Source organism: Paenarthrobacter sp. YIM B13468, assembly GCF_042788025.1.
In the GTDB taxonomy this organism is placed as follows: Bacteria; Actinomycetota; Actinomycetes; order Actinomycetales; family Micrococcaceae; genus Arthrobacter; species Arthrobacter aromaticivorans.
The window spans coordinates 173,487-189,268 of the sequence record NZ_JBHZPI010000006.1 but is presented as its reverse complement, the minus strand read 5'-3'; the positions used below and the strand labels follow the sequence as shown (position 1 = coordinate 189,268).

Genomic DNA, 15,782 nt, shown 5'->3' with positions numbered 1-15,782 from the left:
CTCCCGCGATTGTGGTGGTGGACTGACATGGTCAATATAGTCGGCTTGCCCGTGGTCTGGCTGGGACCGCCGATCGTTGCTAGCGTGGCGGCATGAGCCCGTCGAAGACCCCGGCAGAGATTCTGGACATAGGCGACGCCGAAGTTCGCGTCTCGAATCCGGACAAGGTGGTTTTCCCCGAACCTGGACTAACGAAGCTGGATTTGGTCCGCTACTACCTTTCAATTGCGGAAGGTGCCCTGAGGGGCGCAGGCGGCCGCCCCATGGTGCTCAAGCGCTTTTCCAAGGGCATCGACGCTGAGCCGTTCTTTCAGAAACGCGTCCCCGAAAACCATCCGGAGTTCATTGATACTGCAACGCTGCACTACTCATCGGGGACGTCGGCAGAAGAAACCGTCATCCGGGACGCTGCCGGTTTGGCGTGGGTGGTGAATCTTGGCTGCCTGGACCTCAACCCCCACCCCGTACGTGCCGAGGACCTCGATCATCCCGACGAACTCCGGATCGACCTCGATCCCATGCCAGGGGTTGATTGGTCGCAAATCGTAGACGTCGCCTATGTGGCGCGCGAAGTGCTTGACGACGTCGGGCTGGTGGGCTGGCCCAAGACGAGCGGGTCCCGGGGACTCCACATATTGGTGCGAATCGCCCCGGAGCGGTCTTACAGCGAGCTACGGCTCGCTGCGGAAACCCTTGCCCGGGAGGTCGAGAACCGCGCACCCGGGCTCGCCACGGCGCGGTGGTGGAAGGAGGAACGCGGCGAGAGCGTCTTCGTTGACTTCAACCAGAATGCGAAGGACCGGACTGTTGCCTCGGCTTACTCTGTACGGCCCCGGCCCGATGCCCGGGTTTCCACTCCCCTGACATGGGCCGAGGTCACTTCCACGAGGCCCGAACAATTCACTGTCCGCTCGGTGCCCGAACGCTTCGCGCAGCTGGGCGATCCCCACGCTGGAATCGATGACGCCGTGGGGTCCCTTGAAGGCCTGCTGGACTTGGCCAAGGAACTTGGTCCCGCCGAGAAGGCACCGCGGGCCGGCGACGGATCAGGTCGCCGGGTCTCAACGATGCCACTCATTGAGGTGGCCCGCACGAAGACCAAGCCCGAAGCGCTGGCCGCCCTCGATGAATGGAAAGCCCGGCATGCGGACCTTCTTCCGGACCTGCACCCAGCGGATGTGCTCGTCGATGGGATGCGCGGATCGAGTTCGCTCTGGTACAGGGTCCGGGTGAACCTGCAGCACATCCCCGAAGCAAAGCGCCCGGCTCAGGAGGGACTCATCGCCGACTACGACCCCTGGGCCGGCAAGGAATGGCCCGGCCGTCCGTAACCGGATGCACTGTACGCACCAGCCCGATGGGACTGCTGAATAAGCAAGAATCAGTCGCCTGCCGTCCTTATCCGGCTGACCAGGCCTACGGTATTGGCCTCGCTGTCCTCAATGAAGGCCATCCATTCTTCTGAATTTGCCGGCCCGAGGAGGTCATCCTCATGGGTGAAGATTATGTGTGGTTCGGAAATGATCTTGACACCTTTACTCTTCAATGCCGCCACTGTGCCGTGCAGGTCTCCGACCTCGAAATACAGCAGAGAGGACGGTGCTCCTTTCTCAAGCAGAAGCCGCACGCCACCCACGTCAAAGAAAAGGAGACCGGGAGGGTCGTACAAGGCCTTCGGCTCGGTGCCCAGGAGTGCAGCGTAGAAGGCCGCCGCCCGCTTCAGGTCTTCGGCATGCTGGGCTACTTGAACGAATCGCATGATTTCCTCCAGTAATTGGGGTGCGTCCTTTGACACTCATCGTGTGTTGCTGCCAGTCATCGTGGCCGCAGCAGAAACCAGGTGCAAGAGAGAGAACTTGCGGTTCGTCAACTTCGCGCCAGCACTTCCGCCCGGATACTGTCAGAACATGCCGTCATCGCTTAGATCCTGGATTCCTGCTGCCGCCGCCGACCTCGTGTTGATTCTCCTCTTCGCTGCGATCGGCCGTGACGCCCATGCCCGGGGAGACATCATCACAGGGGCCTTTGTTACCGCCTGGCCCTTCCTCGCCGGTGCCTGCGTTGCCTGGCTGGCCGCGAGGGTTTGGCGTGCGCCCTATGCCGTCTGGCCTTCGGGCATTAGCGTCTGGATCGGTGCCGTAGTGATCGGCATGCTGCTCCGGGCGGTGACTGGACAGACGGTAGTGTTGCCCTTTGTCATCGTGGCGCTTATCAGCCTGGGTGTTTTCCTGCTCGGCTTCCGCGTCATTCTCGCGCTAATTCTGCGCACGTCACGAAAGCGCCAGTCCAAGGTCTGAAAGGGTCTCTCATGTACTAGGCTGAAGTGCGTCCGCAATGAAGCTTTTCCGGAAGGGCCCCACGTGATCACCGCTTTCGTCCTGATCAAGACCGATGCTTCGCGCATTCCGGAAACCGCTGAGCAGATTTCGGCCATCCAGGGCATCAGTGAAGTCTATTCCGTCACTGGAGAATGGGACCTGATCGCTGTAGCCAGAGTGTCAAAGCATGAAGATCTCGCGGACGTCATCGCTGATCGCCTGTCGAAGGTCGATTCAGTGATCCACACCACTACGCACATAGCGTTCCGTGCCTACTCGCAGCACGATCTCGACGCCGCCTTTGCTTTGGGATTCGAATAGGGCTCAGGCACCCCGAAGATCACAATTCGAAGCGGCAGCACAGGTGCGCTGTGACTGATGCCTTGGCTAGCCTTTGGAACCCTGGCTAAGGGCGATCCACTTGGTCAGGACACCGGCGGCTTTACCTGAATCCACGGACTCCGCTGCCAGTGCGAAGGCAGCTCGCATGCGCTCCAACAGGCCACCCTCGGCGTTCAGATCAACGGACACCAAGCCAGCGGCAGCATTCAAGAGGACAGCATCACGCACAGGACCTGTCTTGCCATCAAGCACCTCACGGACAACCGCTGCATTTGCCGCGGCGTCCCCACCCCGCAGATCCGCAACAGTGGACGGTGCGATACCGAGCTCAGCGGGTGAGAACACCTGTTCAGTGACAGTTCCGTTCCTTATCTCCCAGACAGTCGACGGCCCTGTGGGCGTCAATTCGTCCAGCCCATCGTCACCGCGGAACACGAGGCCGCGACTTCCGCGACGGGCAAGGACGCCCGCAACCAGAGGAGCCATCCGGGCGTTGGCGACGCCAACTGCCGAAGCCTGAACATGAGCGGGATTCGTCATGGGGCCGAGAAAATTAAAGGCCGTAGGCACCGCCAACTCCCGCCGGGGTACTGCAGTATGACGGAACGAGGGATGGAAAACCTGCGCAAAGCAGAAGGTGATTCCCGCTTCCTCCGCATTCCGGGCAACCTGGTCGATCGAAAGGTCCAGGCGGACGCCCAGGGCTTCCAACACATCAGCTGAACCGGACGTAGACGAGGCCGCACGGTTTCCGTGCTTGACGACTTTCGCGCCCGCACCGGCCGCAACAAGAGCTGCCATAGTGGAGATGTTGACGGTGTTCAGCCTGTCCCCGCCGGTCCCCACGATGTCCAGCTTTTCACCGGAGATCTCTATGGGGTTGGCATTCTGGAGCATGGCCTCCACAAGGCCGGTCAGCTCTTCCACCGTTTCGCCCTTGGCACGCAGGGCAACCAGGAAACCCGCAATCTGCGCTGGAGTCGCTTCGCCAGCCATGATCGTGTTCATGGCCCACTCTGTATTGCCCACTGCAAGGTCGTCGCCGTTGATCAGTGCTGAGATGAGCCCTGGCCAGTTATTGCTGGCTGCAGGTGCCGATGCCGGAGAAGTCACCCCTTGATGCTATCGACCGGGCTGCACCGATGACCAATGTGAACCCGACCGGGAACTTTTCCGCGCGATTTCGCGTCTTTGTAGAAAAAGTCTCCCGATTCGGTGGTTTGCATTGGGAACTCTGGACTTTTACAGACATAATGTCCTTGTGACATCTGCGACCCATGCCCCCAGTACCCCGGCGCACCCGACGCTGAACCGCCCCAATCTGGTTTCTGTTGGAACCGTTGTTTGGCTGTCCAGTGAGTTGATGTTCTTCGCCGGTCTCTTTGCCATGTACTTCACTCTGCGCTCTACATCAGGATTGATGTGGGCCGAGGAGACGACGAAGCTCAACTTCCCGTTTGCGCTCGTCAACACCATCGTCCTCGTGGCCAGTTCCTTCACTTGCCAGATGGGTGTTTTCGCCGCTGAGCGCCTTGAACCGCGCCGCACCGGCGGACCCCTGCAGTTCACCCGCTGGGGCATGAGCGAATGGTTCGTTCTCACCTTCATCATGGGTGCCTTCTTCGTGGCCGGACAGACCACGGAATACGCCATGCTCGTCTCGGAGCACGTTTCCCTGTCGTCCAATGCCTACGGTTCCGCCTTCTACATGACTACCGGCTTCCATGGCCTTCACGTCATCGGCGGTTTGATCGCGTTCCTGTTCATCATTGGCCGTGCATTTGCAGCCAAGAAGTTTGGGCACTTTGAAGCGACATCCGCAATCGTCACCTCGTACTACTGGCACTTCGTCGACGTCGTCTGGATTGGCCTCTTCCTGGTCATCTACGTCCTGAAGTAGCCCGGCTTTGACTCTTTTTCTACAAGAGGCAGAATTTCAAGAAGCGGCTCGCGGAGCCGACGCAGGATCGAATAAAGGAACCACCACGTGAAGGCACTCTCGCAGAAGCGACGTCACCCACTGGCAGCCATTGCGCTGCTGCTGATGGGCCTCCTCCTCACTGGTGGGCTGTACGCCGTTGCCACATCTGTCAACCAGGCCAAGGCCGACACCACCAGCTACAGCGCAAGTGACGTAGAGCAAGGCGGCAAATTGTTTGCTGCCAACTGCGCCACCTGCCACGGCATGGGTGCAAGCGGAACCAAGGACGGCCCCTCGCTGGTCGGCGTGGGCGCCGCAGCGGTTGATTTCCAGGTTGGCACCGGCCGTATGCCCATGCAGATGAATGGCCCCCAGGCGCAGAAGAAGCCCGTCCAGTTCAACGAGGAGCAGACCAGCCAGCTGGCCGCTTACGTTGCATCGCTCGGTGCGGGCCCTGCGATTCCGGAAGAACACCTCCTTGACGAAAAGGGAGATGCAGCCAAAGGTGGCGAGCTCTTCCGCGTCAACTGCGCCATGTGCCACAACGCTGCCGCAGCCGGCGGCGCCCTGACCCGCGGCAAGTTCGCTCCCGCACTGGCAGACGTCACAGGCAAGCACATCTACGAAGCCATGGCCACGGGCCCGCAGAACATGCCTGTGTTCAACGATTCCAACGTCTCACCCGAAGGTAAGCGCGACATCATCACCTTCCTCAAGACCATCGAAGCCAACGGCTCACCGGGCGGTGCCGATCTCGGCTCGCTTGGTCCGGTGTCTGAAGGTCTCTTCGTCTGGATTGCCGGCTTGGGCGTCATCATCGCCTTCACTATCTGGCTGACGTCACGCACGTCGTAGTCCGGACGAGACAACAAACTTCTGCTGCATGCTCAGCAGTTTCGAACTGAAAATTAACTCGGCTCAAGCCGAGACAACGAGAGAAGGATGAGGCGAATTATGGGCAACCATAGTGACGGCAGTCCGAACCACTCGGGCACCGTAGCTACGGCTGGTCAGAATGAAGTGGAGAAGTTCCAGGATCCTGGGCTTCCTCCGCATCGTTTGCGCCTGGCTGACACGGACCCGGTAGCCGCAAAGCGAGCCGAGCGTCAGGTAGCCATTTTGTTTGGCACCTCTGTCATCGGCACGCTGATCTTCCTGGTGGCGTACTTCGCCATCGATTTGGGCGACGATTCGACGATTGCAAACATCCGTACACAGAACCTGCTCCTGGGCCTGGGTACGGCGTTCGCAATGCTTGGCATCGGCACCGGCATCGTGCACTGGGCCAAGGCCCTGATGCCCGATCACGAAGTGTCGGAAGAGCGCCACGCTATCCGTCATGAGGAAGATCGCCAGGCTGCCGTGCGCATCGTCGACGACATCGTCGAGGAAACCGGCATTAAGCGTCGCCCGCTGATCCGCAACACCCTTCTTGGTGCCGTTGCCCTTGCTCCGCTCCCTGCTCTCGCTATTTTTGGCGACCTGGGACCGCGTCCTGACGACAAGCTTGCACACACCATGTGGGCTCCTGAGGGCGGCAAGCTCAAGCGACTGACCCGCGACCCCGATGGCACTCCCATCAAGGCTTCGGATGTCACCATCGGTTCGGCCTTCCACGTCATTCCCGAGGGCCTCAACGAACTTCACGAGGGCAAGCTGAACGCAAAAGCCAAGGCCGTCGTTCTGCTGATGCGCCTGGATCCGAACTCGTTGAACCCCTCCGAGGGCCGCGAGAACTGGAGCTACAACGGCATTGTTGCTTACTCCAAGATCTGCACCCATGTTGGTTGCCCGGTTGCTCTTTACGAGCAGCAGACACACCACCTGCTATGCCCGTGCCACCAGTCCACGTTCGACCTCACGCAGGAATGCAAGGTCATCTTCGGACCGGCCAGCCGTCCGCTCCCCCAGCTGCCCATCGCAGTTGACGCAGAAGGCTACCTCGTCGCTACCAGCGACTTCAAAGAACCTGTAGGACCGAGTTACTGGGAGCGTGACGAGCATGAGCGCCTCATCAACAGCTGAAGCCCCCTTCGTAGCGAAGACCAAAGTTGGCCGTTTCACTGATTTCGTGGACGAGCGTGTAGGTGGCTCCGGCATCCTGCGCGAGTTCGGCCGCAAGGTCTTCCCAGACCACTGGTCGTTCATGTTCGGTGAGGTGGCGCTGTACTCCTTCGTCATCCTCCTGATGTCGGGCACATTCCTGACTTTCTTCTTCGACCCCTCGATGGCTGAAACCCACTACCAGGGTTCCTACACACCGTTGTACAACGTCGAAATGTCCGTAGCCTACAACTCATCGCTGAACATCTCCTTCGATGTGCGCGGTGGCCTCTTCATGCGCCAGGTGCACCACTGGGCGGCTCTGCTGTTCGTTGCCTCCCTTGGTGTCCACATGCTGCGCGTCTTCTTCACCGGCGCGTTCCGCAAGCCGCGTGAAATGAACTGGGTAGTGGGCGGCGTCCTCCTGATTCTGGCCATGGCTGCCGGCTTCACTGGCTACTCCCTCCCCGATGACCTCCTTTCCGGAAACGGTCTGCGCATCATCGATGGCGTTATCAAGTCCATTCCGGTCATTGGTACCTACATCTCGTTCTTCCTCTTCGGCGGGGAATTCCCGGGCACAGCGATCATTGGTCGTCTCTATGTGCTTCATATCCTTCTGGTTCCGGCCCTGATCCTGCTCATGATCGTGATTCACCTGTTCATGGTTGTCGTGCACAAGCACACGCAGTACCCCGGCCCAGGCCGCAACGATGGCAACGTCGTCGGCTACCCCCTTGGTCCGGTTTACGCCGCCAAGGCTGGCGGGTTCTTCTTCATCGTGTTTGGCGTCCTGGCACTTATGGCAGCCGCATTTACGATCAACCCGATCTGGAACTATGGTCCCTACGACCCCTCCCCGGTTTCCGCCGGCACCCAGCCTGACTGGTACATCGGCTTTGTTGACGGTGCACTTCGCCTCATGCCTGGCGTCGTCAACAACTTCCACTTTGAGTACATCATCTTCGGACACACGCTGACGCTGAACGTGCTGCTGCCGGCACTCGTGCCCGCGGGCATCATCTTCACCGTGCTGTTCATGTACCCGTGGATCGAACGCTGGGTAACCAAGGACAACCGTGAACACCACGTCCTTGACCGTCCCCGCAACGCACCCACCCGTACAGCGATCGGTGTTGCAGGCTTCACTTGGTACTGCGTCATGTGGGCAGCGGCAGGCTCGGACCTCATCGCAACGCACTTCCACGTATCCCTGAACGATGTCACCTACTGGTTGCGCACGCTGTTCTTCATCGGCCCGATCCTCGCTTTCATCGTGACCAAGCGAATCGCGCTGGCGCTGCAGCGTAAGGACCGCGAAATCGCCCTCCACGGGCGTGAGACCGGCCGCATCGTACGGCTCCCCCATGGTGAGTTCATCGAAGTACACGCTCCCTTGGACGAGTACAAGCGCTACAAGCTCGTTGGATTCGAATCTCCGGTTCCGTTGCCGGCGACGCCGAACGAGCACGGCGTCGTAACCCGCAAGGAAAAGCGACGTGCAGCGCTCTCCAAGTGGTTCTTCGAAGACCGTGTTGCTCCGGCAACTCCTGCGGAACTCGAAGCAGCCCACGCGCATGGCCACCACGAGGCCATCGAGGCTGGCGCGGACCAGAAGAGCCTCAGCCACTAGTTACAGCTTGAAACCAGGGAAGGGCACGATCCATACGGATCGTGCCCTTCCCTGTTGCATTTGCCATCACTGATGGGGCGTTGCGGCCGCTGCCGACACTATTGAGTTCGGTAACCGGAGGAATAGTTGCGTGTGGGACGGACCCCTGGTCGCTGCAGCGGAACCCAGAGCTTGTAGCGGTCTGCCCGATAGTACGAGACGGAGTAGTCCACCATTGACCGTGCCACGAAGGCATGACGCTGGATCTTTAGCAGCGGCGAGCCCACGTCCACGTTCAACAGCCTCGCCGTGGAAGGGGATGCTGCCGTTGCCTCGATCATGTCCTCTCCCCATTCCATGATCAGCCCGAAGCGTTCGCTGAGGACGTTGTAGAGCGATGTGGGCGGCGCCTCATCCAATAGCCCCGGAACGCGGTGTGCCGGAATGAAGTTCTCGTCAACGCTCATGGGTTCGTTGTCGGCCAACAGCAACCGCCGGAATCGGACCAGCGGCGTGCCCTCTTCAAGCTGAAGCTCCCGGGCCAGAAAAGCACTGGCAGCAATCTGTTCAAAGCTCAACACCTTGGCAGCCGGTACCATCCCGCGTCGTTGCATCTCCTCGCTGTACGAGGTCAACTTCACCTGGAGATCCAGCTTGGGCTTCTTGACGAACGTACCGAGTCCCACCACCCGTTCAATGACTTCCTCGCCCACCAAGGCATCAATGGCTTGCCGTACGGTCATCCGAGCTAGGCCGAACCGTAGCGAGAGGTCCCGCTCAGACGGCAGCGACGAACCAGGCGGACATGACTGGGTTATGAAACTCCTCAATATCTCCCGGAGCTGGATGTAAATGGGAGTGCTGCTGGTCCGGTCAATTTCACCGGCGATACTCGCGGCTTCAGGCATGACGAACGCCCAACATCAAATGAGTCATGCCTTAAGGGTAGATCAGCCAGGGCACAGGTCTAGACCAGCCGTACTGTGCGATATGGAGTGCAGGCCAAGCGGCGGCTACGCTTGTATGGATCAAATTTCACGGACGGAGATTCCGTCTTAGCAAAGGAGCTGGCTTGCCGGAGCAGAAATCCTTCGTCGCAGCAGAAATAGGGTTGCATGCGCGAGCGGCAGCTGTGTTTGTCCGTGCCGTAACTGACACTGGGTTGCCAGTTACCATCCGGAAGCCTGACGGGCCGCCGGTGGACGCGCGCTCCCTCTTGGAAGTAATGACAGAAGACTTTGGCCATGGCTGCGAGGTACTTCTTGAGGTGGCCGTGGACGCCCTGCAGGGCAATCAAAGTGTCTCGGCCGCTAATAGCGCCCTTGTAGGCCTATCTGCCGTTCTGGAGGGCACTGAGAGCCGGTGAGAGGCTAGTGACGGCGCTGGAGACTACCTAACGTCCAGCTAACCATGTGAAGAGGCAGCATAACGACGACGGGCCCCACCTTTTGGTGGGGCCCGTCGTCGTTATGCTGTTCTGCTGTTAGTTAGTGGGCGTGGTCGCCGCGGCTGTATTCGAAGACCCAGCCGACCAGTGCCACAACGGCAATGCCACCCGCGATGAACGTGATCCAGAAACCCACCGCGAGGCCCAGGAAGCCGCTTGCGCATGCAATGCCAAGAACCAGCGGCCACCAGCTCCAAGGGCTGAAGTGCCCCTGTTCGCCCGCGCCCTCGTGAATTTCAGCATCGGGACGGTCTTCTGGACGCATGCCGATCCGCTTGCCAGTGAAGCCCAGGTAAGCACCGATCATGCCTACGAGACCGCCAACGAGGAGAATGCCTAGAACGCCGACCCACTCATGCCATTCCGTCAGGAGGCCGTAGGCGATGGCGACGGGGACGAAGAAGAATGCTCCTGCTCCAAAGAGCCACGATTCGATTTTCACTTGCGAACGTCCTTCTGGTCAGCGTTACCGAGCAGCACTGCTGCCGGGTCCGGGGACTGGGCGGTGTGAACCTGGGCCAACTCCGGGTGGTGCAGGTCCAGTGCCGGGCGCTCAGAACGGATACGGGGCAGGGAGGTGAAGTTGTGGCGCGGCGGCGGGCAGGAAGTTGCCCATTCCAGCGACGCTCCGAAGCCCCAAGGGTCATCAACTTCGACCTTCTTGTTGCTGCGCCAAGTGATGTAGACGTTCCAGAAGAACGGCAGCAGCGAGGCACCCAGGACGAAGGACGAGATCGTGGAGAACTGGTTCATCCAGGTGAAGTTGTCCTGCGGCATGTAGTCGGCGTAACGGCGGGGCATGCCCTCAACACCCAACCAGTGCTGGATAAGGAAGGTGCCGTGGAAGCCAAGGAAGAGAAGCCAGAAGTGAATCTTGCCCAGGCGCTCGTTCAGCATCTTGCCGGTCCACTTCGGCCACCAGAAGTAGAAGCCCGCGAACATGGCGAACACAACCGTGCCGAAGACGACGTAGTGGAAGTGGGCAACGACGAAGTACGAGTCCGAGACATGGAAGTCCAGCGGCGGCGACGCCAGGATAATACCGGTGAGGCCACCGAAGAGGAAGGTCACCAGGAAGCCAATGCTCCACAGCATCGGAGTCTCAAAGGTAATGGAGCCCTGCCAGAGAGTACCGATCCAGTTGAAGAACTTCACGCCGGTGGGCACCGCGATCAGCATGGTCATGAAAGCGAAGAACGGAAGCAACACAGACCCGGTCACGTACATGTGGTGTGCCCACACGGTGACGGACAGCGCGGCGATTGCGATGGTTGCGTAGACAAGGCCCTTGTAACCAAAGATCGGCTTGCGGCTGAACACCGGGAAGATCTCCGACACGATGCCGAAGAACGGCAGGGCGATGATGTACACCTCAGGGTGGCCGAAGAACCAGAAGAGGTGCTGCCAGAGAACGGCGCCGCCGTTTTCGGGGTCGAAGATGTGGGCACCGAATTTACGGTCCGCGCCGAGGGCGAACAGGGCTGCGGCCAGCGGCGGGAAGGCCATCAGGACGAGGATGGACGTCACCAGGGCATTCCAGGTGAAGATCGGCATACGCCACATGGTCATGCCGGGGGCTCGCATGCAAATGATCGTGGTGATGAAGTTGACGGCACCAAGGATGGTGCCGAAGCCCGACAGTGCGAGGCCGAATACCCACAGGTCACCACCGACGCCGGGCGTAAAGGTGGTGTTCGACAGTGGCGCATACGCGAACCAGCCAAACGATGCAGCACCCTGCGGCGTGATGAAGCCGGACACAGCAATGGTGGAGCCGAAGAGGAAGAACCAGAAGGCAAGCGCGTTCAATCGCGGGAAGGCGACGTCGGGGGCGCCAATCTGCAGCGGCATGATGACATTCGTGAAGCCTGCGAAGAGCGGTGTCGCGAACATCAGCAGCATCACGGTGCCGTGCATCGTGAACATCTGGTTGTACTGTTCCTTGGTCTGCAGGATCTGCATACCGGGTTCGAACAGCTCAGCACGGATCAACAGCGCCATGACGCCACCGAGGCAGAAGAACACAAAAGACGCGATGAGGTACATGTACCCGATGGTCTTGTGGTCCGTGGAGGTGATCCAGTTGACGACTATGCGCCCCTTGGATTTAGGAACTACGGGAGCCTCTAGGGTCCCGGCGGATTGAGTGTAAGTAGCCACGTCGCTCCCCTTACTTGGTTTCGATCAGGTCCGGGTTGCGGTCGTATTCCGCACCGAGCAGGCCCGTGTTGCCGTCCTGGCGAAGCTTGTCCATGTGGTCCTGGAATTCAGACTCGGAGACAACCTTGACGCGGAACAGCATTTCGGAGTGGTATTCACCGCAGAGTTCGGCGCACTTGCCATCGAAAGTGCCCTCCTTGGTAGGAGTGAACCTGATGTAGTTGGTCTTGCCGGGGATCATGTCCCGCTTCTGCAGGAAGGCCGGAACCCAGAAAGAGTGGATGACATCGCGGGAGTTAAGCTCCAGGTCAACGGACTTGCCAACGGGCAAGTACAGCGTTGGGAGCAGGTCCTTATTGACCTCGTTGCCGGTCAGGTGGGCCTGAACGCCGGCCTCGTGGAGGTCTTCGTTAATGACCTCGCCCTTTTTGTAGTTGAAGTCCCAAGCCCACTGCTTGCCGCGGACGTCAACGACGACGTCTGCCGGCTGCGAGCGGTCATCGATCGCGCGCTGGTCCTGGTCGGTGAAGTAGAAGAACACCAGCACCATGAACAGCGGAATGGTCAAATAGAAGACCTCAAGCGGCAGGTTGTAGCTGAGCTGCTTCGGGAAACCCGTGGTGCCCTTACGGCGGCGGTAAGCGATGATGCACCAGACCAGAAGGCCCCACGTGATGATACCGACTGCCAAGGCGGCGATCCATGAGTTGACCCAGAGGTCCATGATCCGGTCAGTGTGGTTGGTCGTGCCGCGCTCAGTTGGCAGCCAACCCTTCTCTACCTCTGGTGAACATCCGGTCAAAACCAACGCGCTGGCTAGTGCCAAGCCAGTGATCGAGGTGATCTTTATGCGTCGGCTGCCGGTTCGGTTCTGCGAACTCACAGACGGCCCTTCCTCTTGTTGCTGTCTCCCGGCAGGCCAAAGGCCACCGGGCACACTAAAAGTTTTACTACCCGATGTAGAGCTTACCGCTATGAAGCGGTTTTCGCGCACATGTCGGCGCCGTGGCTCCGAATGCATTGGAACGCATGCAGAGGGGCGCCGACATGCGGCGATAGCTCACGTCAGTGGAACGAGTCGCCGCAAGCGCAAGACCCGCCGGCGTTCGGGTTATCAATGGTGAAGCCCTGCTTCGAGATGGTGTCCTCAAAGTCGATACTGGCCCCACTCAGGTATGGGACGCTCATCTTGTCTACTACCACTTCAACGCCCTCGTAGTCGCGGACGGCGTCGCCGTCGAGAAGGCGCTCGTCGAAGTAGAGCTGGTAGATCAAGCCGGAGCAGCCGCCCGGCTGGACTGCAACACGCAGACGCAGATCGGTGCGCCCTTCCTGTTCGAGGAGGCTGCGGACCTTGCCTGCTGCGACATCGGTCAGATTGACCTCGTGCGTGGGAAGCTCCTCGTCGGGGACGAGCTGTGCTCCGGTGCTGTTTTCGTTGGTTGCAGTGCTCATTGGCCTACCTTCTTATGACGCTCCTGGCGGCGGCGCCGGAACGCAGCCTGCCCTTACCCAATTACGTACGGGTTATAGCTCCATGCTACGTCGCGCAGACGCTGAGCTATAACTCCTGACGTAACCACAGACTGCAATTACTTGTTCCCGGCGTGCCTGGCGTTGCAGGAGGACAGCTGGAAATCCAACAGCATGCTGCTTAGCGGTCCAAGCCTTCGGCGTTAAGCCGCGCCAGCATCAGCGACTCCGCCAGCACTGCATGACGGAAATCGCCGATGTGCAATGATTCGTTGGCACTGTGGGCCCGGGAATCAGGATCTTCGACGCCGGTGACCAGGATCTGGACATCGGGATACACCTCAGTCAGGTCGGCAATGAACGGGATGGAGCCGCCGATTCCCATTTCCACCGGCTGGACTCCCCAGGCCTCTCCCAAGGCCCAGAGCGCAACCCTGGCAGCTGCTGATGAGGTATCGGTCGCAAAGGCATTGCCCCGCTCCCCCGGCGTGAATGTTACTTCGGCGCCGAATGGTGCGTGGGACTCAACGTGGTTTCGCAAAGCCTCCATGGCGGCGTCGGGATCCTGTCCAGGGGCCAGGCGCATGCTGAATTTGGCCCGGGCTGCGGGAATGAGCGTATTTGAGGCAACGGCAACGGCGGGAACATCCATGCCGATGATGGACAACGCCGGCTTGGTCCACAAACGTGAACCGATTGTTCCGCTTCCGGCGAGTTTGACGCCGTCGAGCACTGACGCGTCGGCGCGGTATTCGGCCTCCGTCAGGTCAACCGCAACGTCGTCATTTCCAACGAGGCCGGCCACAGCCACATTTCCTTCGTGGTCGTGGAGAGTCGCGATGAGGCGGGACAGCAGGGTCGGGGCGTCCAGCACCGGGCCACCGTACATTCCCGAATGCACCGCGTGCTCCAGCACGCGGACTTCGAAGGTGCCATCCACGAGCCCGCGCAGGCTGGTGGTCAAGGCCGGAATGCCGACCTTCCAGTTGCTGGAGTCCGCCACCACGATGACATCGGCGCGGAGAAGCTCGCGATGTTCCTCAAGGAATGTCCTGAAGGTGGGCGAGCCCGCTTCTTCCTCGCCTTCAAAGAAGAAAGTCACGCCGAGGCCAAACTCGTCACCCAGGACCTTCGTCGCAGCAGCGTAAGCCGCCATATGGGCCATGATGCCGGCTTTATCGTCAGCCGCGCCGCGACCATAGAGCCGGCCTTCCCGCTCCTCCGCAATGAAAGGCTCGGAGGCCCATAGTGTCCGGTCGCCTGGAGGCTGGACGTCGTGGTGCGCGTACAAGAGAATCGTGGGCTTACCGTCGCGGGCCGGACGGCGCGCGACGACGGCGGGGCCGCCGGGCGTCCCATCCGATTTGTCACAGCGCAGAATTCGGACATCGTCCATTCCCGCGGCCCTTACCAAGGACGCGACAGCTTCGGCGCTGCGATCCAGTTCGGCGGGGTCGAAGCTTGGCCACGCAATTCCCGGGATACCGACGAGGTCCTTCAGGGAGCCAAGAGTCGCGCTAAATGATTCATCTACTGCTCTAGCCAAAGCGGCCACAACTTCGGAGTGCATGGCCTCGTTCGACGACGGGCGCTCAGTGCTGTGGCCGGAGTTCCGTCGCTGATTCTGCGGGATCTCCGCATGTTCTGATGTCATGCCCAAACTTTACAGCCGACCACGGGAAGGCGAAGGAAGGCGCGATGGGCTCCCACGCGGGAAGAAGACCACCGACGTCCGTAATCTTCGCCACCTTCCTGCGGGGTATTCTGTATGGGTGTTCGGACGCAAAAAGGAAGAGCCCAGCGCTCAAGCAGTAGTAGACCAGGCCCATGCCGCCGCCCAGGAGCCGGGTGCCGGAAAGGGCGCCCCTACGCCGAAGCGGAAGGACCAGGAGGCCGCCCGCAAGCGCCCCTTGGTGCCCACTGACCGCAAAGCTTCGAAGGAGGCCGAACGCGTCGCGGTTCAGGACCAGCGGCAGAAGATGCGGCAGGCGTTGGACACGGGCGACGAAAAGTACCTCCCGCTGAGGGACAAAGGCCCCCAGAAACGCTTCGTTAGGGATTACGTCGACGCCCGATTCAGCCTGGGTGAATACCTGATGTTTGGCGCCTTGCTCTTCGTGGTGATCTCGTTGATTGTCCCAGCCACCAGTTCACAGATCACCTACGTCCTGGTTGGATTCTGGATCATGTTCCTGGCTGTCTTTGTGGATGCCTTCATCCTCTCGCGCAAGCTGCGCAAGCGCTTGGGCGAAAAGTTCGGCGACGTCGAGCGAGGCGCAGTCTGGTACGGATGCATGCGCGCGCTGCAGTTCCGAAAGCTTCGCCTCCCCAAGCCACAGGTCAAGCGCGGCCAATACCCCTCCTAGCGCCACGCCAAAGAGGCCCCAACCCACTACTTACACGAAGACCCCGGACCATTGGTCCGGGGTCTTTGTGTTACGGGGTCTTCGTGTTACGGGGTCTTCG

17 protein-coding genes are annotated in these 15,782 nt (G+C 60.2%); 9 read left to right on the top strand and 8 right to left on the bottom strand.

The features are described 5' to 3' along the window. Nucleotides 1-92: 92 nt before the first annotated feature. Nucleotides 93-1,331, top strand: coding sequence for a non-homologous end-joining DNA ligase (ligD, locus tag ACFX4T_RS08370; RefSeq protein ID WP_377651432.1), 1,239 nt, complete (start codon nucleotides 93-95; stop codon nucleotides 1,329-1,331). 50 nt (nucleotides 1,332-1,381) lie between these two features. On the opposite strand, the gene ACFX4T_RS08365 is transcribed toward ligD, so the two are convergent. Further along, the gene (locus ACFX4T_RS08365) at nucleotides 1,382-1,759 is read right to left on the bottom strand and encodes a VOC family protein (RefSeq protein WP_216925659.1); all 378 of its coding nucleotides are present in this window, start codon (nucleotides 1,757-1,759) and stop codon (nucleotides 1,382-1,384) included. A 148-nt stretch (nucleotides 1,760-1,907) separates the two neighbouring features. On the opposite strand from ACFX4T_RS08365, the gene ACFX4T_RS08360 reads away from it, so the two are divergent. Further along, the gene (locus ACFX4T_RS08360; RefSeq protein ID WP_216925621.1) at nucleotides 1,908-2,297 is read left to right on the top strand and encodes a DUF3054 domain-containing protein; all 390 of its coding nucleotides are present in this window, start codon (nucleotides 1,908-1,910) and stop codon (nucleotides 2,295-2,297) included. A 63-nt stretch (nucleotides 2,298-2,360) separates the two neighbouring features. Further along, nucleotides 2,361-2,639, top strand: coding sequence for an Lrp/AsnC family transcriptional regulator (locus ACFX4T_RS08355; protein WP_216925620.1), 279 nt, complete (start codon nucleotides 2,361-2,363; stop codon nucleotides 2,637-2,639). Nucleotides 2,640-2,705: 66 nt separating this feature from the next. On the opposite strand, the gene trpD is transcribed toward ACFX4T_RS08355, so the two are convergent. After that, entirely contained in the window at nucleotides 2,706-3,773 is a 1,068-nt protein-coding gene (gene trpD / locus ACFX4T_RS08350) for an anthranilate phosphoribosyltransferase (protein WP_377651431.1), read from the bottom strand. 148 nt (nucleotides 3,774-3,921) lie between these two features. On the opposite strand from trpD, the gene ACFX4T_RS08345 reads away from it, so the two are divergent. The 4 genes from ACFX4T_RS08345 (at nucleotide 3,922) to ACFX4T_RS08330 (ending at nucleotide 8,257) form a co-directional block, all read left to right on the top strand. Beyond that, on the top strand, nucleotides 3,922-4,560 hold the full coding sequence (locus ACFX4T_RS08345; protein WP_308169379.1) for a heme-copper oxidase subunit III: 639 nt from the start codon (nucleotides 3,922-3,924) through the stop codon (nucleotides 4,558-4,560). Between the two features lie 87 nt (nucleotides 4,561-4,647). After that, a complete protein-coding gene (locus tag ACFX4T_RS08340) occupies nucleotides 4,648-5,436 on the top strand; it encodes a c-type cytochrome (protein ID WP_216925617.1) in 789 nt (262 codons plus the stop codon). A 99-nt stretch (nucleotides 5,437-5,535) separates the two neighbouring features. Continuing rightward, complete coding sequence (locus tag ACFX4T_RS08335; protein WP_216925616.1) at nucleotides 5,536-6,606, top strand: ubiquinol-cytochrome c reductase iron-sulfur subunit; 1,071 nt, start codon at nucleotides 5,536-5,538, stop codon at nucleotides 6,604-6,606. After that, nucleotides 6,584-8,257, top strand: a complete 1,674-nt coding sequence (locus ACFX4T_RS08330) for a cytochrome bc complex cytochrome b subunit (protein ID WP_216925615.1) — start codon at nucleotides 6,584-6,586, stop codon at nucleotides 8,255-8,257. Before ACFX4T_RS08335 ends, ACFX4T_RS08330 begins: the two co-directional genes overlap by 23 nt. Nucleotides 8,258-8,355: 98 nt before the next feature. On the opposite strand, the gene ACFX4T_RS08325 is transcribed toward ACFX4T_RS08330, so the two are convergent. After that, complete coding sequence (locus ACFX4T_RS08325) at nucleotides 8,356-9,144, bottom strand: GntR family transcriptional regulator (protein WP_216925614.1); 789 nt, start codon at nucleotides 9,142-9,144, stop codon at nucleotides 8,356-8,358. 164 nt (nucleotides 9,145-9,308) lie between these two features. On the opposite strand from ACFX4T_RS08325, the gene ACFX4T_RS08320 reads away from it, so the two are divergent. After that, nucleotides 9,309-9,602 (top strand): HPr family phosphocarrier protein, encoded by a 294-nt coding sequence (locus ACFX4T_RS08320; RefSeq protein ID WP_377651430.1) that lies wholly within the window; start codon nucleotides 9,309-9,311, stop codon nucleotides 9,600-9,602. 121 nt (nucleotides 9,603-9,723) lie between these two features. Here ACFX4T_RS08320 and ACFX4T_RS08315 read toward each other — a convergent pair whose 3' ends face one another. The 5 genes from ACFX4T_RS08315 to ACFX4T_RS08295 form a co-directional block, all read right to left on the bottom strand. Then, nucleotides 9,724-10,125, bottom strand: coding sequence for a cytochrome c oxidase subunit 4 (locus tag ACFX4T_RS08315; protein ID WP_216925612.1), 402 nt, complete (start codon nucleotides 10,123-10,125; stop codon nucleotides 9,724-9,726). Then, the gene (gene ctaD / locus ACFX4T_RS08310) at nucleotides 10,122-11,843 is read right to left on the bottom strand and encodes a cytochrome c oxidase subunit I (RefSeq protein WP_216925611.1); all 1,722 of its coding nucleotides are present in this window, start codon (nucleotides 11,841-11,843) and stop codon (nucleotides 10,122-10,124) included. Before ctaD ends, ACFX4T_RS08315 begins: the two co-directional genes overlap by 4 nt. A gap of 10 nt (nucleotides 11,844-11,853) precedes the next feature. Further along, nucleotides 11,854-12,726 carry a cytochrome c oxidase subunit II gene (gene coxB, locus ACFX4T_RS08305; protein WP_216925610.1) on the bottom strand — a complete coding sequence of 291 codons (873 nt, stop codon included), beginning with the start codon at nucleotides 12,724-12,726 and terminating at the stop codon, nucleotides 11,854-11,856. 182 nt (nucleotides 12,727-12,908) lie between these two features. Beyond that, nucleotides 12,909-13,298: a HesB/IscA family protein gene (locus ACFX4T_RS08300; protein WP_377651429.1), complete on the bottom strand. Its 390-nt coding sequence runs from the start codon at nucleotides 13,296-13,298 to the stop codon at nucleotides 12,909-12,911. Nucleotides 13,299-13,497: 199 nt separating this feature from the next. Next, nucleotides 13,498-14,970, bottom strand: a complete 1,473-nt coding sequence (locus ACFX4T_RS08295; RefSeq protein WP_377651428.1) for a dipeptidase — start codon at nucleotides 14,968-14,970, stop codon at nucleotides 13,498-13,500. 118 nt (nucleotides 14,971-15,088) lie between these two features. On the opposite strand from ACFX4T_RS08295, the gene ACFX4T_RS08290 reads away from it, so the two are divergent. Further along, nucleotides 15,089-15,682 carry a DUF3043 domain-containing protein gene (locus ACFX4T_RS08290; protein WP_223949295.1) on the top strand — a complete coding sequence of 198 codons (594 nt, stop codon included), beginning with the start codon at nucleotides 15,089-15,091 and terminating at the stop codon, nucleotides 15,680-15,682. The last annotated feature ends 100 nt before the right edge of the window (nucleotides 15,683-15,782 follow it).